Below are 15,221 nucleotides of genomic sequence, written 5' to 3'. Positions count from 1 at the left end.
TAGTCCACTTACCATCGCAGACAAATTCGCGCCTTTAAAAAACGATGCCCTCGTAGCCCGCTTTTGCCCCGAACACCTACATGACTCTCCCAAGCGGGCTAGTCAGCTAATCCTATTTTAGAATTCACCCCTGCATTTAGAGCGTTACCCGTCCATATCGTCGTTCTTCTCGGCGCTAGCGTTCCCTACTGCACTCAACTCATTCCGGTTCCCAACTCTTAGTCGGACAAACAAGACGGGCGCTAGGCACGACCATGAAAGAGCAACAGAAACATAGCGCATTACCCATTATTAATATCATTAATTTCTGTATAATTTATTTTTCGCAACACATCCCCCTATAAAGCAAGCATTGAACAGCAAGGAACCACCCCATGACAAAGCCACAAAGCGGCGGCGCCAAGAGCAACCTCTGGCGCCGCATCCCGTTATGGCAAAAAATCCTCACCGGTTTGGTCCTAGGTATTTTGGCAGGCGCCTTGATGGGCGAAGATGCCAGTGTCTTTAAACCCATCGGCGACATTTTTATTAGCGCGATTAAAATGCTGATTGTGCCGCTGGTATTCTCGACGCTGGTGGTGGGTATCACTGCCATGCGCGACCCTCAAAAAATGGGGCGCATTGGCGCACGCACCATCGCTCTTTACCTGATAACTACCGCTTTTGCGATCACTATTGGTCTGCTGGCTTCCTGGATATTCCAGCCCGGCACGGGCTTAGAAATGAGTTTTGAGTCTGGCGTTGAAGCGAAAGAAGCACCAAGCCTTATCGAGATTGTGGTGGGGCTTGTCCCTCAAAACCCTATTGACGCCTTGGCAAGCGGCAATATTTTGCAGATTATTGTCTTTGCCATCGGCTTAGGTATCTCGCTGACCTTGATCGGCAACAAGGGCGAGCCGGTAGTACGTGTCTTTGAGAGCTTTGCAGAAGCGATGTACAAACTCACTAGTCTCGTCATGGCATTCGCTCCGTTTGGTGTGTTCGGCTTGATCGCTCATGTTGCCGGTAGCTACGGACTGGAAGTATTGCTCCCGTTAGCCAAGGTGATTGGCGTGGCATACCTTGCCAGCGTTTTGCATGTGCTCGTGGTCTACACAGGCCTGCTAGCACTACTGGGCAAGCTCAACCCGCTACGTTATCTGCAAGGTATACTCGATGCTCTAGTGGTAGCTTATTCTTCTGCCTCTTCCTCGGGCACCCTACCGGTATCAATCCGCTGCGCCCAGAAAAACCTTGGTGTTTCTGAGGGCGTATCCGGTTTTGTACTGCCCGTGGGTGCCACTATTAACATGGACGGTACCGCCATTTACCAAGGTGTTGTGGCAGTATTCATTGCTCAGTTGCTTGGCGTTGACTTGAGCTTTGCCGACTACGGCATGATCATCATCACCGGCACACTAGCGTCTATTGGCACGGCTGGCGTGCCCGGCGCCGGGCTGGTTATGCTCTCCATTGTTATGGCCCAGATCGGCTTACCCCTCGAAGCCATTGCGGTTATCGCAGGTATCGACCGCATCCTCGACATGGCTCGCACCAGCGTGAACGTCGCTGGTGACTTGATGGTCACCACCCTTGTCGGCAAAAGTGAAGGCGAACTCGACGAATCCATCTACAACGCACCGCGTAAAAGTTAATCCTTCCAGGCCGGCACTTGCCGGCCTTCAGTTTTCACGTCGACCACCTCCTAATCTGCCTAAATGGCATAGGACCATCGGAATACCTTTGTGCTTTGCGCAATCTTTCATAAGTCCGTTGCCCCTTTTTTCGTAGCCGGTAAAATCTCAAGCTAGAAATTGCACTGGGCATTTTGGCGACGCTAAATGTTATGTTATAACCTATTTTGTTATTCACGAGGGCTGCGGTATGGGTGAGCATTTGCACCGCCATAATAAAGAAGGGCCTTGCCATTTTTCGCTGATGTCGCTGTCGGCGGTGAAGCGGCTGTGGCTGGTGACACTGCCGCTGGCCGCGCTGTGGCTGTTAGTGGCGTGGGCCGGCGGGTGGCCGTTATGAGCGAGCAGGCACCCCGGTTGCAGCTGCATGATTTGCACCTTGCCCAGGGCCAACGCACGGTGCTGGAGCACGTGGATGGCCGCTTTCAGCCCGGCGCGATCACGGCGCTGATTGGCGCCAACGGCGCGGGAAAAAGCACCCTGATCCAGGCGTTGATGGGCGAGCTTCGCCCGATCAGCGGTGAGGTGGTGTGTACCATCCCCCAAAAGCGCCGGGCGTGGCTGCCGCAGCAATTGGCGCTGGATTTGACCTTTCCCATGAGTGTCGAGGAGCTGGTGATGACCGGCAGTTGGCCTAGCCACGGGGCGCTGAAAGGCTACTGCGCGGCGCATTACCGCAAGGGGCGCGACATCATGGCGCGGCTAGGCATCTCTCACCTGGCTCACCGCCCATTGGGCGAGCTTTCCGGCGGGCAGCGCCAGCGCGCGCTGATTGGCCGTACGCTGATGCAAGAAGCCGAGCTTTTACTCCTGGATGAGCCGTTTGCCAACGTCGATAGCGAAACGGTGGATATTTTGATCCGTATCCTACGCCAGATGGCGGATGACGGCGTGACGATCATTGTGGTGCTGCACGATATGGATCACCTGCACCGCTTGGCCGACGATGTATTGATGCTTAGCGGCGGTCATGGCCGCTGGATGGCGCCCAGCGCGCTTGCCGCCTCGGCCTCCGCAAATGCCATGCGCCTGGCGCTGCAGGAGGTGTCGCATGCTGGCACTGCTTGATGCGTGGTTCATCGCACCGTTTGACTACGGCTTTATGCGCCGGGCGGTGGTGGGCGGCTTAGCGTTGTCGCTCGCCGCGCCGCCGCTAGGGGTGTTTTTGGTGCTGCGCGGGATGAGCCTGATCGGCGATGCCATGGCACACGCGATTTTGCCCGGCATTGCCCTGGGCTTTTTGCTGGCGGGCTTTTCGCTGCCGGTGATGAGCCTGGGCGGCGTCATGTTTGGTGTGATGGTGGCGCTGCTCGCCGGGGCCGTCTCCAAGATGGGCGGCCAGCGCGAAGACGCCGCCATGGCAAGCTTTTTCATCATTTCGCTGGCGGCAGGGGTCCTGTTGATCTCGCTGGGAGGGAGCAGCGTGGATTTGACCCATGTGCTCTTCGGCTCGGTGCTGGCCATCAACTCGACCGCGCTGCTGTTGATCGCCGGCATCAGTACGCTGATTGTAATCACGCTGGCGGTGATTTTCCGCGCTTTGGTGGTGGAGTGTTTAGACCCTTTGTTTTTACGTGGCCAAAACCGCCGCAGCGCCTGGGTGCATAGCGTGTTTCTCGGGCTTTTGGTGCTCAACCTCACGGCCGGCTTTCAAACCCTGGGCACGCTGATGGCGGTGGGGCTAATGATGCTACCCGCTACCTCGGCGCGCTTTTGGAGCAAACGCTTGGAAGGCTTGATCGGCATCGCGGTGGTGCTGGCCATGCTCGCGAGTACCGGCGGGCTCTTGCTGTCGTTTCACCTTGATACGCCTTCGGGCCCGAGCATTATTTTGCTGGCGGGCGTGGGCTACTTTTTCTCCGCGCTATTTGGGCGCTATCACAGCTTGGCCGCTAAATGGCGGCGCAAAACGACACCGCTTTCGGCGGATCCGAGCACGTGATAACGGCGCCCCTTAACCCTGACGCTTATACGACGACTCTCTAAGGAGCCTTTTATGTTGTCACTCTCCTCTTCCCGTTGGATGGTGGGGGTTTCCGCCCTGCTCGCGCTGCCTGCCGCCATGGCAAACGACCGTCTCCAGGTGGTCGCCAGCTTCTCGATTCTCGCCAATATGGTGGAAAACGTGGGCGGCGAACACGTGGACGTGACGCCGCTGGTGGCCGCCGACGGCGACGCCCATGTGTACTCGCCTAGCCCCGGTGATGCCCGCGCGCTGTCAGAAGCGGACGTCGTGGTGTTTAACGGCTTGCTGTTTGAGGGCTGGATGGAGCGCTTGATTGATGCCAGCGACTACGATGGCGTGCTCGTCACCGCGACCGACGGCATCGAGAGACTGGGGCACCGCGATGCCCACGGGCACGACGAGCACGAAGCACACGATCACGATCATGACCACGGCGATGACGATCCTCATGCCTGGCAGGATTTGCGCCAAGCCAAGGTGTACGTCACCAACATCCGCGATGGCTTGATCGAAGCCGACGCTGAAAATGCCGCGACCTACCGCGATAACGCTGAACGCTATTTAGCCGACATGGAGGCGACCGACGCGGAGATTCGCGCGCTTATCGATGAGATCCCGGACGCTACCAGCGTGATTACCGGGCACGACTCCTTTGGCTACTTCTCCGAGGCGTACGGCGTGCGCTTTCTCTCTCCGACCGGCTTATCCACGGAGTCCGAACCCAGTGCCGCGAACATGGCAAGGCTGGTGGATGTGATCGAGGAAGAGAACGTCCAGGCGCTGTTCCATGAAAACATGACCAACCAGTCGATGATCACGCAGCTCGCCGAAGAGAGTGGGCTGCCCATTGCCGGCACGCTGTACGCCGACGCGCTCTCTGCTGAGGGGGAAGCAAGCACCTACTTGGGCATGATGCGCCACAATGCTCGCGTGTTACACGAAGCGCTGGCACAGCCGGGCCACGACAATGGCCACGACCACGATGACGACCATGACCATGACCATGACCATGACCATGACCATGACCATGACCACGATGGTCACTCCCACTAACCTTTGAGCCTCAAGCCTATACCGCCTTCGGGCGGTATTTTTTTATCCTCCGCGTCGTCTACCTGCCGCCTGCATTGCATTTTGCCACACCGATCGGGGAGACTAAGCGTCTCACTCAGCTAGCAAGAGCCGCCCCTATGCGTTTAAACGCGGATTTTTCTCAGTTTGCCGCCATCAGGCCCAGTGACTACCGCTGGGTTGACTCCCCCAGCCCCGGCGTTGAACGCATGATGCTAGACCGAATTGGGGATGAAGTCGCGCGCGCGACCAGCTTGGTGCGCTATGCGCCGCACAGCCAGTTCGGTCGCCACACGCACGATGGCGGCGAAGAGATTTTGGTGCTGAAGGGCGTCTTCGCCGATGAGCATGGCACCTACCCGGCGGGAAGTTATCTGCGCAACCCTATCGGCACCGGCCACACACCGCATATCGGCGCGGAGGGCGCGCTGATTTTCGTTAAACTCCACCAGTTTGACCTAAATGACACGCTGCAGCTGGCCATTCCCGCCCACCAGCACCCCTGGCAGCCCGACCGGCGCCCTGGCATCACCTACAAAATGCTGCACACCTTTGGCCAGGAGCGGGTCAGCCTAGAGCGCTGGGAGGCGGATATCGCAGTCGATTACCCCACCCTCACTGGCGGCTTGGAACTCTTGGTGCTGGAAGGCTCGCTATGGGATAACGCCACCGAGTATCCGGCGGGCAGCTGGTGCCGTTACCCGGTGGGCGCGGCGCCGCAGCTTCGCGCAGGCAACGAGGGCGCCATGTTCTACCTAAAGCGCGGCCACTTATCGGCAGCCTAACGGGCCAGGCCGATAAAAGGCAGGAGCGTGAGTAGCGCAATCACTACCACCGCCACCAGCACCAGTAACACCTGAAGCGGCTGGGCGGTGAAGCGCTTCCACAGTGTCGGTGCCTCACCGCGCTCAATGGCCGCTTGATGCTCGCGCCTGGCGCGATCCTGGCGCTGCGCTTGATACTCAGCAAGCAGCGCCTTGGCCTCATTGAGCTGGCTTGGGTCACGCAGCCAAATCGCGTCCACGCCCAAGCGGAAGAAGCCCGCCTGAGTCTCGTAAATATCCATGCCGTGAGCTTCAAGCAATTGGCGGACTTCCATGGCCTCTTCGTCTGTCACATGGCGTAGCCGAAACAGCAAATGCGCCATGCTTAATCGCCCATGGCAGCCATCCGGTCGGCTTGAATCACTTCGATCCAGTAGCCGTCGGGGTCTTTCACGAAAATGACGTCTTTCATCTTGCCTTGGTCGGCGCGCTTAACGAAGGTCACGTCGTGCTCGTCAAACCAAGCTTGAGCACCCTCTAAATGGGGCACACTGAAACAGATATGGCCAAACCCCTGCGGTTCGGCGTTGCCGTCATGATAGGCAAAATTCTCCTCGTCCTCCGTACCCCAGTTATGCGTTAGCTCCAAAAGCCCTTTCTGGCTGGAGGTCCAAACGGTACGAAGCTGGGTGTCGTCGGGAACATCATCACCGGCTTCCAGCTTGGCGAGAAAATAGAGGGAAAAATTCATCTCGTCAAAATCAAGCCGCCGCATCACCTGCATGCCGAACACCTGGGAGTAAAATGCCAGCGAACGCTCGGGGTCTTTGATGCGCAACATCGTGTGGTTAAGACGAAACCCTTGGGTCTGCGCCGGTGAGGTTTTGACACCGGGGTGCTGTTCACCCTGAAAAGCCATCGCGTACCTCCTCTCTCTTGTGGTGGACAATCCCTCAAACTCTATCAGTCGACACGGGTGGCAGAAACTTGACTGTCACGCTGATAAGGCTGGAAAAATATCACAAAACTTCTACATTGAATGACCATAGACGATACATACTGCCAAGCTGAGAGGATGACGTCATGTCTAATAACGATTATGTTCTGGGTGATCACTTGACCTATAAACAGCTCTCCCACGCTATCGACAACGGCTTTTCACCTATCGTAGAAGTGGAGTCGATGGATGGCATTTACACCGTACGCTTTCACCACGCCGAGGGGGTGTCCGAGCTCAGCGACGAGCAGGGCAAAACGTTAACGTTTCTCGGTACCGGCGAGATTCGCGACAAGCTGGGCGCGCTGGGCCTAGAGCACGGTATTTTGACCTTCTCCGATCAGTGCGGCGATGAGATGATCGGGGTTCCTGGGCACGCCATGACGCCGGATGAAATGCTCGCTTACGGCACGCGAATCGCCTTTCGCTAACAGATCGGCTAGGATAGCGCGCCACGGCCGAGCGCCTATTCCTTACCTTTCTGGAGTTCGCCAATGCGCTTAGACCTTTCGGTGTATCTCGTCACCGACCCCGACCTATGCCAACCCTACGGCCTTGAGCGCACCGTGAAAGAGGCCGTGGAAGGCGGCGTAAGTATCGTTCAGCTACGCGATAAACACGCCAGCAAGGAAGCGATGGTCGAGCAAGCCAAGCGCCTGAAAGCCCTATTGGCACCAAGCGGCGTCCCCCTGATCATTAACGACCGCCTTGGGGTGGCGCTTGCTAGCGGCGCCGATGGCCTGCATGTGGGTCAGGGGGATGCTAGCGTGGCCGAGGCGCGCGAGGCATTGGGTCCGGATGCCATTATCGGCTTGTCGATCAACACCCTGGCGCAGCTAAACGACGCCCCCGTTGAGCGGCTGGATTACGTGGGTCTCGGTCCCGTGTTCGCCACCGCGAGCAAACAGGATCACGCCCAACCGTTGGGTTTTGCCGGATTGGCGGCCCTAGTAGAGGCGAGCGCCATACCCAGCGTCGCGATTGGCGGATTAAAAACGCGCCATGTTGAAGCAGTTAAACAGAGCGGCGCTAATGGCATGGCCGTCATCTCGGCTATTTGCGGCCAAGCGTCACCCAGGGCGGCCGCACAGGATATTGCTGCCCGCTGGCGCGACGCTTTCGTTACGCACTCGGGCGGCGCTTGAGACTGGTGCGGCGCTCCATGTAGGCAATCGCCAAACCGCTGCCAATAATCAACACGCTTCCCACCCATACCCAAACATCCGGCAGCTCGCCCCAGAACCACCAGCCTAAAAGCACGGCCCAAAGCATCGCGGTGTAATCAAAGGGGGCGGCAATAGCGGCCGGGGCAAAACGAAACGCCAGTGTGATAAACGCCGTTGCTCCGACGCCAAACACCCCCGAACCCAGAAACCCCAACCAGTGCCAGGTCTGCGGGGTTTGCCATACCCAGGGCGGGCGGGCGGCGGTCAGCACGAGCGGCACCAAGGTCATATAGAAGCCCACCCCCCACGGGTGCTCGTGCCCGCCATAACGCCTGGCGGTAATCATCATCAAGGCATAACACAAGGCGGCAGCGACCAATACCAGCGCGCCCAAATCAAAGGCGCTACCCCCGGGGCGAACGACGATAAGGACGCCGGCAAAGCCGACTAGCGAGGCAGCCAGCACCGGCGGTTCAATTTTCTCGCCAAGCAGCGGTACCGACAGCAGCGTAACAAAAAGCGGTGCCACAAACGCAATCGCCGTGGCTTCGGCCAAAGGCAGCAGCGTCAGCCCGAGTACAAAAAACCCCATCGTGCCGGTGTAAATCACACCCCGCAGCAGGTGAACTTTAGGTCTTTGGGTGCGGAGTTTACTCATTCCACCAGCGAAATACGCCAACAGCGCGATGAATGGCAGCGAGACCAGCGTACGGAAAAAAATTATCTGCAACGGCGAATGCACCTCGCCCAGCCACTTCGATACCGCGTCCCCAAGAGCAAGAAACAGGACGCCGGCACACATACAGCCAATCCCTTTTAGCGATGGGCTCATCCTTTCTCCTTTGTAGACATTAACCGATAGCAAAAACACCCCGCCAAGTTACCCTGGCGGGGTGTCGTGATGAAGGGTGACTTAAAGGCTGGCGTTGACCACCAGGCACTCCATCCCTTGGGCCTTAAGCTGTTTGCAAGCTTGTCGCGCCTGGCCCTCTCCTAATGCCATGAGGCGCGCACGGAATAGTGAGCGCTGGCTATCCAACGCATCCACCGCAATACGGCCACTCATCTCGTGCGGCAAACGCTCAGCGGCAAGCTTGGCAAACTGCTGGGCCTGATCAATACGACTGAAAGCCCCTACTTGGATACCCCAGGCATCCGTGGCATGGGAGCCTGAAAATGATGCACTGCCGGCTATCAACGCGCTAAGGGGGTCACTGCCCGAGGCAACGGGTGATTTAGGCTCTCTATTACCTACCATGTCTGCGCCATTGCGGTTGGCGCCGAGGTGCTCGCCTTCCTCACGTTCACGTGGGAGAGTGTGAGTGTTAACGCTCGTGTCGAGTGCGGCGAGTAGCGTGGGGGATGTTGCGCCCGGCGGCGGGGAAGCGGGTTGCCGCCTTTCCCGCCCGCCGAAGCGCATAAACTCCCGCGAGAAATTCGCATTAGCAAGCCACGAGCGCTGATCGCGCAATCCCGCACGCATAAAACTGCGATCGAGCAAATCCGCCATGTGCGCATCGCGCGATTGCGAGCTAAACCCACCCATCACCACACCGACCAGGCGCCGATCGCCTCGCGTGGCCGTGGTGGCGACGTTAAAGCCTGACGCGCGAATAAAACCGGTTTTCAACCCATCGGCACCCGGGTAGTTTTTCACCAGGCGGTTATGGCTTTTATGCTTAGTACCGCGATAAACGAACTCTTGCAGGGAAAAGTAGTGATAGTGCTGAGGAAAATCCTGCATGACCCGAACTGAGAGCGTCAGCATATCACGCGCGCTGGTCACTTGCTGCGCATCCGGCAAGCCAGACGCATTGCGAAAAGTGGTCGCCTGCATCCCTAACTCGCGCGCCTTTTGCGTCATTTGCCGCGCAAAGCCAGCCTCCGTGCCGCCAAGCGCCTCAGCCACTACAACCGCCACATCATTGGCCGAACGCACCGCGAGGGCGCGGATCGCTTCATCGACGGTAATGGCGCTGCCGGCGGCAAGCCAGAGTTTTGAGGCGGGCATTGAGGCCGCCTGAGAAGAGACGGGTAGAGGCTGATGCAGGTGTAATTGACCCTTCTCAAGCGCCTCGAAGGTCAGATAGAGCGTCATCATTTTGGTGAGAGAGGCGGGATAGCGACGTGCATCGGCATTTTCGGCATAGAGCACTTCGCCGTTTTCAAGGTCGACCACCATACCGGCATAGCGGGGATTCGCTTGGGCGCTTGAGTAGGCAAAAAAGACAACGCATAACACGATAAAGACATGCCAAACCCGAAATAGGCCGCGTTGTAAAACGCGCAGCCTAGAGCTAGATATCCCTTGCATGTGAAGCCCTCGCTACCTTGCCGCTATATGCACGGCCGCATTTTTATTATGAACAGCTTCGCCTTATTTGCCATGTCAAATCAAGCGTAAATCGAAGGAAAATGGGGTAAGGCACAAAACAAAAATCAGATAAAGCTAATTCAATAGGCAAAAAAAAACCGACCTTATCCAAGTGCAAAGGCGCTATCAGGATAAGGCCGGCTTTACCGGCGATGAAACGGCTAGTACTGAAAATTACTCTTCAGCTGCAGCTTCTTCCATTACCGGGCGATCAACAAGCTCAACGTATGCCATCGGCGCGTTGTCGCCAGTGCGGAAACCGCACTTGAGGATACGGACGTAGCCGCCCGGACGCTCTGCGTAACGCGGGCCCAGCTCGTTGAACAATTTGCCGACGGCTTCTTTAGAGCGCGTACGGGCAAACGCCAAACGGCGATTGGCAACGCTGTCTTGCTTGGCCAAAGTGATAAGCGGCTCGATAACGCGACGCAGTTCTTTGGCTTTGGGTAGGGTTGTCTTAATCACTTCGTGCTCGACCAGCGATACAGACATGTTTTTGAACATGGCCTGACGATGCGAGCTGTTACGATTTAATTGACGACCACTCTTACGATGACGCATGGTTGTGATTCCTTACCAAACTGGGACTCAAGTCGACACTCACGCAGAGGCCTTGTCGTCCTTCAGGCTAGCGGGCGGCCAATTCTCTAACCGCATGCCGAGGGACAAGCCGCGAGCTGCCAACACGTCTTTAATTTCATTCAAAGACTTTTTACCGAGGTTCGGCGTCTTCAACAGCTCCACTTCTGTGCGCTGAATAAGATCGCCGATGTAATAAATATTCTCGGCTTTTAGGCAGTTAGCGCTGCGAACGGTCAACTCAAGATCGTCTACGGGGCGCAGTAGAATCGGATCTACGTGATCTTCTTCCTCTTCGACTTCCTGCTCTTTATCAGCTTCCAGGTCGACGAAGGCGGCCAGCTGCTCTTGCAGGATGGTCGCACTGCGGCGGATAGCCTCTTCCGGGTCCAAAGTACCGTCAGTTTCCAAATCGATAATCAGCTTATCGAGGTCGGTACGCTGCTCAACACGAGCGGCTTCCACGGCGTAGGAAACACGACGCACAGGGCTGAAGGTGGCATCCAGCTGCAGGCGGCCAATCGTGCGAGACTCTTCATCAGAGCCACGAACGTCAGCCGGCTCGTAACCACGACCCATCGCTACCTTAAGCTGAATTTTCAGCTCGGCACCTTCATTGACGTGGGCAATCACGTGGTCCGGGTTGACAATTTCGACGCTATGATCAAGCGCAATGTCGCCAGCGGTGACGACGGCTGGGCCCTGCTTGTTCAGCGAGAGCACCGCCTCATCGCGGCTGTGCATCTTGATCGCAACATCTTTCAAGTTCAGGAGGATTTCAATGACATCTTCCTGCACCCCTTCGAGCGCACTGTATTCATGCTCGACACCGGCGATTTCAGCCTCTACCACGGCGGCGCCGGGCATGGATGAAAGCAGAATGCGACGCAGTGCATTCCCCAGGGTGTGACCAAAGCCGCGCTCGAACGGTTCGAGAACGATTTTGGCGTGATGTGCGTTGATTTCTTCGACCTTGATGTCGCGAGGACGGAGAAACTCGGTCACTGAACGCTGCATAAGAACACCTTTCAGGCTGCCAAACGGATACTGAGTACTCAAGAGCACTTAACTCAAGAGCATCCGGGCGGGAAGCAGCGCTACTCCGCCCGGGCTTGAAGAAGCGATTAACGGCTTACTTCGAGTACAGCTCGACGATCAGGTTTTCGTTGATGTCGGCAGTCAGGTCACCGCGTTCAGGCAGAGCCTTGAAAGTGCCTTCCATCTTCTTGGCGTCGGTTTCGATCCACGCCACATCGCCACGGTTGGCAGCCAGTGCCAGTGCGTTTTGGATGCGTGCCTGGTTCTTCGCCTTTTCGCGAACGGAAACCACATCACCTGGCTTCACTTGATAAGAAGCCACGTTAACGGTTTTGCCGTTCACGACAATCGCCTTGTGGCTGACCAGCTGACGCGCTTCAGAGCGCGTCGAGCCGAAGCCCATCCGGTAGACGACGTTGTCCAGTCGGGATTCAAGCAGCTGCAGCAATACTTCACCGGTGGCGCCTTTCAGGCGGGCAGCGGTTTTGTAGTAGTTGCGGAACTGCTTTTCGAGTACGCCATACATACGGCGTACTTTCTGCTTCTCGCGAAGCTGCAAGCCGTAGTCGGAAAGACGCTGACGACGCTGGCCGTGTACACCCGGGATTTGCTCGGATTTACACTTTTTCTCGAAGGGAGTCACACCACTCTTTAAAAAGAGGTCGGTGCCTTCACGACGAGACAGTTTGCACTTCGGTCCAATATAACGAGCCATGAATCTGTCTCCTTAAACGCGGCGTTTCTTCGGCGGACGGCAACCATTATGGGGAATGGGCGTCGCGTCGGTGATGCTTTGCACGCGGAAGCCGGCGGCATTCAGTGCGCGCACGGCGGATTCACGGCCAGGACCTGGGCCTTTGACCAGCACGTCGACGTTTTTCACACCATACTCGGCTGCAGCGGTAGCTGCACGTTCGCTTGCCACTTGAGCAGCGAACGGGGTGCTCTTACGAGAACCACGAAAACCCGAACCACCGGCAGTTGCCCAAGAGAGAGCATTGCCCTGGCGGTCTGTGATCGTCACGATCGTGTTGTTAAAAGAGGCATGGATATGCGCAACGGCATCCACTACCTGCTTTTTAACCTTTTTACGGTTACTGCGCGGGTTAGCCATGTTGATGTCTATTCCTGTCTTTACGCCGACTCTCTATGAAAGAGCCTTCGTGTTATTTGCGGATCGGCTTACGCGGGCCCTTACGGGTACGCGCGTTAGTCTTAGTCCGCTGACCACGCAGCGGAAGACTACGACGATGACGCAGACCACGGTAGCAACCTAAGTCCATGAGACGCTTAATGTTCAGCGTCACATCACGACGAAGATCACCTTCTACGGTGTACTTACCAACTTCAGAACGTAGTGTGTCGACTTCTTCAGAAGACAGGTCCTGAATTTTGGCATTCGGTGCGATACCAGCAGCAGCACAGATGTGCTCTGCGCGGGTACGACCGATCCCGAAGATATAGGTCAGCGAGATCGCCGCATGCTTGTTATCCGGGATATTGACGCCTGCAATACGGGCCATCAGCTTACTCCGAAGTTTGAGCGGCTTGCTCGTGTGTTCATCTACAAAAGGCGCGGTAGCATACCCCTTCTCAGATACAGATGCAAACAGATAACGCTCTACTGTGTTGCAATACCGTACCAGGGGTATGCCAGCGCCCGCTTAACGTCAGCCCAGGAATTAACCCTGGCGCTGTTTGTGCCGCGGCTCCGAGCAAATAACGCGTACAGCGCCATTGCGACGGATAATCTTGCAGTTACGGCACATCTTCTTTACGGAAGCTCGAACTTTCATCGATCTTTCTCCAATTCGCGACGGCGCGCCTTAGCGCATGATGCCGCCGCTACCGTAGCCTTTCAGGTTGGACTTCTTCATCACTGAGTCATACTGGTGCGACATAAGATGCGACTGCACCTGCGCCATGAAATCCATGATAACGACGACCACAATCAGTAGCGATGTTCCGCCAAAGAAGAACGGAACGTTCCACGCCACGATCAAAAACTGAGGCATCAAGGAAACGGCAGTGATGTACAGTGCACCGAACAACGTCAAACGCGTCATGACTTTATCGATGTAGCGAGCGGTCTGCTCGCCGGGGCGAATACCCGGCAAGAAAGCACCTGACTTTTTCAAATTGTCAGCTACGTCCTTGGGGTTGAAGACCAGCGCTGTGTAAAAGAAGCAGAAGAATACCACCGCCGCGCCGAAAAGCAAGATGTAAAGCGGCTGGCCTGGTCCTAACGCCTGCGAAGCGCGCTGTAGCCATTCCATACCGTCTCCGGCACCGACCCATTGGCCGATCGACGCGGGAAAGAGCAGAATGCTGGAGGCGAAGATCGCCGGAATAACCCCGGCCATATTCACTTTCAGCGGTAAGTAGCTGCTCTGACCTGCGTACATCTTGTTGCCCACCTGGCGACGCGGGTAATTCACCTTGAGGCGGCGTTGGCCACGCTCGATGAAGACCACAAACGCCACGGTGGCAATACCTAGCACGGACAACGCTAACAGCGGCAGAACATTCCAGGCCCCTTCATTGCGAGCAAGCTCAAAGGCCTGCCCCACGGCACTGGGTAGCCCAGCGACGATCCCCGCGAAGATCAGCAGTGAAATACCGTTGCCGATACCCTTCTCGGTGATCTGCTCACCTAGCCACATCATGAACACTGCACCGGAAACGAATGTCACCACGGCAGTGAAATAGAAGCTAAAGTCAGCGCTGTACGCGATGCCTTGGCTAGCCAGGCCTACCGACATACCGGTGGCCTGAACAAGCGCCAGTAGCACCGTGCCGTAGCGGGTGTACTGGCTGATCTTGCGGCGGCCGGCCTCACCTTCCTTCTTAAGCTGCTCAAGATGGGGTGAAACCGCAGTCATCAGCTGCATGATAATCGACGCCGAGATATAGGGCATAATACCCAGGGCGAGGACGCTCATGCGCTCCAGAGCACCACCCGAGAACATGTTAAACATGCCCAAAATGGTGCCCTGTTGCTCCCTAAACAAGGCAGCAAGCTGGTCAGGATTGATACCGGGAACGGGGATGTGGGCACCGATGCGGTACACCACGATGGCGAGGAGCACAAAGCGCAAACGCGCCCATAGTTCGCTCAGACCGCTGCCCATCGCCGGCATATTTCCTGACTTGGCCATTTAGTCCTCTACCTTGCCGCCAGCAGCTTCGATCGCAGCACGGGCACCCTTGGTGACCTTGATGCCGCGAACGGTAACTGCCTTGTTCAATTCGCCAGAAAGGATGATCTTCGCGTGACGCGTTGCATCCTTCAGCACGTTGGCATCTTTCAGCGTCTGCAGGGTGACGTCGTCACCGGCGACTTTCGAAAGTTCCGCCAAACGTACTTCTTCTGACACCAGCGACTTGGCAGACGTAAAACCAAACTTCGGCAGACGACGCTGCAACGGCATCTGACCGCCTTCGAAACCTGGCTTAACGCTACCGCCACTGCGTGACTTCTGGCCTTTATGGCCACGGCCACCGGTCTTGCCCAGACCGGAGCCGATACCACGACCAACACGCTTTTCAGCCTGCTTGGAGCCCGGTGCCGGGCTCAAGGTATTGAGTTTCAT

General features: G+C 56.9%; 20 protein-coding genes. 8 read left to right on the top strand and 12 right to left on the bottom strand.

Annotated elements, in window-relative coordinates; translation table 11 throughout:
- Nucleotides 1-374 precede the first annotated feature (374 nt).
- The 6 genes from BQ9846_RS08670 (at nt 375) to BQ9846_RS08650 (ending at nt 5,495) form a co-directional block, all read left to right on the top strand.
- The gene (locus BQ9846_RS08670; protein ID WP_075880608.1) at nt 375-1,634 is read left to right on the top strand and encodes a dicarboxylate/amino acid:cation symporter; all 1,260 of its coding nucleotides are present in this window, start codon (nt 375-377) and stop codon (nt 1,632-1,634) included.
- A 229-nt stretch (nt 1,635-1,863) separates the two neighbouring features.
- Nucleotides 1,864-2,013 carry a hypothetical protein gene (locus BQ9846_RS16780; RefSeq protein ID WP_165697906.1) on the top strand — a complete coding sequence of 50 codons (150 nt, stop codon included), beginning with the start codon at nt 1,864-1,866 and terminating at the stop codon, nt 2,011-2,013.
- On the top strand, nt 2,010-2,741 hold the full coding sequence (locus BQ9846_RS08665) for a metal ABC transporter ATP-binding protein (protein WP_075880607.1): 732 nt from the start codon (nt 2,010-2,012) through the stop codon (nt 2,739-2,741). Before BQ9846_RS16780 ends, BQ9846_RS08665 begins: the two co-directional genes overlap by 4 nt.
- On the top strand, nt 2,725-3,615 hold the full coding sequence (locus BQ9846_RS08660; RefSeq protein WP_075880606.1) for a metal ABC transporter permease: 891 nt from the start codon (nt 2,725-2,727) through the stop codon (nt 3,613-3,615). The genes BQ9846_RS08665 and BQ9846_RS08660 overlap by 17 nt, the downstream gene beginning before the upstream one ends.
- 54 nt (nt 3,616-3,669) lie before the next feature.
- Nucleotides 3,670-4,692 carry a metal ABC transporter solute-binding protein, Zn/Mn family gene (locus BQ9846_RS08655; protein WP_075880605.1) on the top strand — a complete coding sequence of 341 codons (1,023 nt, stop codon included), beginning with the start codon at nt 3,670-3,672 and terminating at the stop codon, nt 4,690-4,692.
- Nucleotides 4,693-4,829: 137 nt separating this feature from the next.
- Nucleotides 4,830-5,495 carry a cupin domain-containing protein gene (locus BQ9846_RS08650; protein WP_075880604.1) on the top strand — a complete coding sequence of 222 codons (666 nt, stop codon included), beginning with the start codon at nt 4,830-4,832 and terminating at the stop codon, nt 5,493-5,495.
- On the opposite strand, the gene BQ9846_RS08645 is transcribed toward BQ9846_RS08650, so the two are convergent.
- On the bottom strand, nt 5,492-5,857 hold the full coding sequence (locus BQ9846_RS08645) for a DUF6164 family protein (RefSeq protein WP_075880603.1): 366 nt from the start codon (nt 5,855-5,857) through the stop codon (nt 5,492-5,494). The two genes, BQ9846_RS08650 and BQ9846_RS08645, sit on opposite strands and share 4 nt — an antisense overlap.
- Nucleotides 5,858-5,859: 2 nt before the next feature.
- Nucleotides 5,860-6,393: a lactoylglutathione lyase gene (gloA, locus tag BQ9846_RS08640; RefSeq protein WP_075880602.1), complete on the bottom strand. Its 534-nt coding sequence runs from the start codon at nt 6,391-6,393 to the stop codon at nt 5,860-5,862.
- Between the two features lie 164 nt (nt 6,394-6,557).
- Here gloA and BQ9846_RS08635 point away from each other — a divergent pair, with 164 nt between their 5' ends.
- A complete protein-coding gene (locus tag BQ9846_RS08635; protein WP_075880601.1) occupies nt 6,558-6,902 on the top strand; it encodes a hypothetical protein in 345 nt (114 codons plus the stop codon).
- A 63-nt stretch (nt 6,903-6,965) separates the two neighbouring features.
- Nucleotides 6,966-7,616 (top strand): thiamine phosphate synthase, encoded by a 651-nt coding sequence (gene thiE, locus BQ9846_RS08630; protein WP_075880600.1) that lies wholly within the window; start codon nt 6,966-6,968, stop codon nt 7,614-7,616.
- Here the strand turns inward: thiE and BQ9846_RS08625 are convergent.
- The 10 genes from BQ9846_RS08625 to rplO all read right to left on the bottom strand — a co-directional run bounded on the left by BQ9846_RS08625 (nt 7,594) and on the right by rplO (nt 15,221).
- Nucleotides 7,594-8,469 carry a DMT family transporter gene (locus BQ9846_RS08625; RefSeq protein WP_075880599.1) on the bottom strand — a complete coding sequence of 292 codons (876 nt, stop codon included), beginning with the start codon at nt 8,467-8,469 and terminating at the stop codon, nt 7,594-7,596. The two genes, thiE and BQ9846_RS08625, sit on opposite strands and share 23 nt — an antisense overlap.
- Nucleotides 8,470-8,550: 81 nt before the next feature.
- Nucleotides 8,551-9,951 (bottom strand): D-alanyl-D-alanine carboxypeptidase, encoded by a 1,401-nt coding sequence (locus BQ9846_RS08620; protein WP_083651531.1) that lies wholly within the window; start codon nt 9,949-9,951, stop codon nt 8,551-8,553.
- 234 nt (nt 9,952-10,185) lie between these two features.
- A complete protein-coding gene (rplQ, locus tag BQ9846_RS08615; protein WP_075880598.1) occupies nt 10,186-10,572 on the bottom strand; it encodes a 50S ribosomal protein L17 in 387 nt (128 codons plus the stop codon).
- A gap of 39 nt (nt 10,573-10,611) precedes the next feature.
- Nucleotides 10,612-11,607, bottom strand: a complete 996-nt coding sequence (locus tag BQ9846_RS08610; RefSeq protein ID WP_075880597.1) for a DNA-directed RNA polymerase subunit alpha — start codon at nt 11,605-11,607, stop codon at nt 10,612-10,614.
- A 115-nt stretch (nt 11,608-11,722) separates the two neighbouring features.
- Nucleotides 11,723-12,343, bottom strand: coding sequence for a 30S ribosomal protein S4 (rpsD, locus tag BQ9846_RS08605; RefSeq protein ID WP_075880596.1), 621 nt, complete (start codon nt 12,341-12,343; stop codon nt 11,723-11,725).
- Nucleotides 12,344-12,355: 12 nt separating this feature from the next.
- Nucleotides 12,356-12,742 carry a 30S ribosomal protein S11 gene (gene rpsK, locus BQ9846_RS08600; RefSeq protein ID WP_009723883.1) on the bottom strand — a complete coding sequence of 129 codons (387 nt, stop codon included), beginning with the start codon at nt 12,740-12,742 and terminating at the stop codon, nt 12,356-12,358.
- 52 nt (nt 12,743-12,794) lie between these two features.
- Nucleotides 12,795-13,151 (bottom strand): 30S ribosomal protein S13, encoded by a 357-nt coding sequence (gene rpsM, locus BQ9846_RS08595; protein WP_075880595.1) that lies wholly within the window; start codon nt 13,149-13,151, stop codon nt 12,795-12,797.
- Nucleotides 13,152-13,310: 159 nt separating this feature from the next.
- Nucleotides 13,311-13,424, bottom strand: coding sequence for a 50S ribosomal protein L36 (gene rpmJ / locus BQ9846_RS08590; protein WP_008959154.1), 114 nt, complete (start codon nt 13,422-13,424; stop codon nt 13,311-13,313).
- A gap of 30 nt (nt 13,425-13,454) precedes the next feature.
- Nucleotides 13,455-14,786 carry a preprotein translocase subunit SecY gene (secY, locus tag BQ9846_RS08585; RefSeq protein ID WP_075880594.1) on the bottom strand — a complete coding sequence of 444 codons (1,332 nt, stop codon included), beginning with the start codon at nt 14,784-14,786 and terminating at the stop codon, nt 13,455-13,457.
- Nucleotides 14,787-15,221, bottom strand: coding sequence for a 50S ribosomal protein L15 (gene rplO, locus BQ9846_RS08580; protein WP_075880593.1), 435 nt, complete (start codon nt 15,219-15,221; stop codon nt 14,787-14,789).

The sequence above is a fragment of the Vreelandella massiliensis genome, from assembly GCF_900155385.1.
Taxonomy (GTDB): domain Bacteria; phylum Pseudomonadota; class Gammaproteobacteria; order Pseudomonadales; family Halomonadaceae; genus Vreelandella; species Vreelandella massiliensis.
The sequence above is the reverse complement of the archived record's forward strand: the minus strand, read 5'-3'. Positions and strand labels throughout refer to the sequence as shown.

Coding starts and splice junctions, on each gene's coding strand:
- BQ9846_RS08670 (WP_075880608.1), top strand. CDS start 375: ATGACAAAGCCACAAAGCGGCGGCGCCAAGAGCAACCTCTGGCGCCGC.
- BQ9846_RS16780 (WP_165697906.1), top strand. CDS start 1,864: ATGGGTGAGCATTTGCACCGCCATAATAAAGAAGGGCCTTGCCATTTT.
- BQ9846_RS08665 (WP_075880607.1), top strand. CDS start 2,010: ATGAGCGAGCAGGCACCCCGGTTGCAGCTGCATGATTTGCACCTTGCC.
- BQ9846_RS08660 (WP_075880606.1), top strand. CDS start 2,725: ATGCTGGCACTGCTTGATGCGTGGTTCATCGCACCGTTTGACTACGGC.
- BQ9846_RS08655 (WP_075880605.1), top strand. CDS start 3,670: ATGTTGTCACTCTCCTCTTCCCGTTGGATGGTGGGGGTTTCCGCCCTG.
- BQ9846_RS08650 (WP_075880604.1), top strand. CDS start 4,830: ATGCGTTTAAACGCGGATTTTTCTCAGTTTGCCGCCATCAGGCCCAGT.
- BQ9846_RS08645 (WP_075880603.1), bottom strand. CDS start 5,857: ATGGCGCATTTGCTGTTTCGGCTACGCCATGTGACAGACGAAGAGGCC.
- gloA (WP_075880602.1), bottom strand. CDS start 6,393: ATGGCTTTTCAGGGTGAACAGCACCCCGGTGTCAAAACCTCACCGGCG.
- BQ9846_RS08635 (WP_075880601.1), top strand. CDS start 6,558: ATGTCTAATAACGATTATGTTCTGGGTGATCACTTGACCTATAAACAG.
- thiE (WP_075880600.1), top strand. CDS start 6,966: ATGCGCTTAGACCTTTCGGTGTATCTCGTCACCGACCCCGACCTATGC.
- BQ9846_RS08625 (WP_075880599.1), bottom strand. CDS start 8,469: ATGAGCCCATCGCTAAAAGGGATTGGCTGTATGTGTGCCGGCGTCCTG.
- BQ9846_RS08620 (WP_083651531.1), bottom strand. CDS start 9,951: ATGCAAGGGATATCTAGCTCTAGGCTGCGCGTTTTACAACGCGGCCTA.
- rplQ (WP_075880598.1), bottom strand. CDS start 10,572: ATGCGTCATCGTAAGAGTGGTCGTCAATTAAATCGTAACAGCTCGCAT.
- BQ9846_RS08610 (WP_075880597.1), bottom strand. CDS start 11,607: ATGCAGCGTTCAGTGACCGAGTTTCTCCGTCCTCGCGACATCAAGGTC.
- rpsD (WP_075880596.1), bottom strand. CDS start 12,343: ATGGCTCGTTATATTGGACCGAAGTGCAAACTGTCTCGTCGTGAAGGC.
- rpsK (WP_009723883.1), bottom strand. CDS start 12,742: ATGGCTAACCCGCGCAGTAACCGTAAAAAGGTTAAAAAGCAGGTAGTG.
- rpsM (WP_075880595.1), bottom strand. CDS start 13,151: ATGGCCCGTATTGCAGGCGTCAATATCCCGGATAACAAGCATGCGGCG.
- rpmJ (WP_008959154.1), bottom strand. CDS start 13,424: ATGAAAGTTCGAGCTTCCGTAAAGAAGATGTGCCGTAACTGCAAGATT.
- secY (WP_075880594.1), bottom strand. CDS start 14,786: ATGGCCAAGTCAGGAAATATGCCGGCGATGGGCAGCGGTCTGAGCGAA.
- rplO (WP_075880593.1), bottom strand. CDS start 15,221: ATGAAACTCAATACCTTGAGCCCGGCACCGGGCTCCAAGCAGGCTGAA.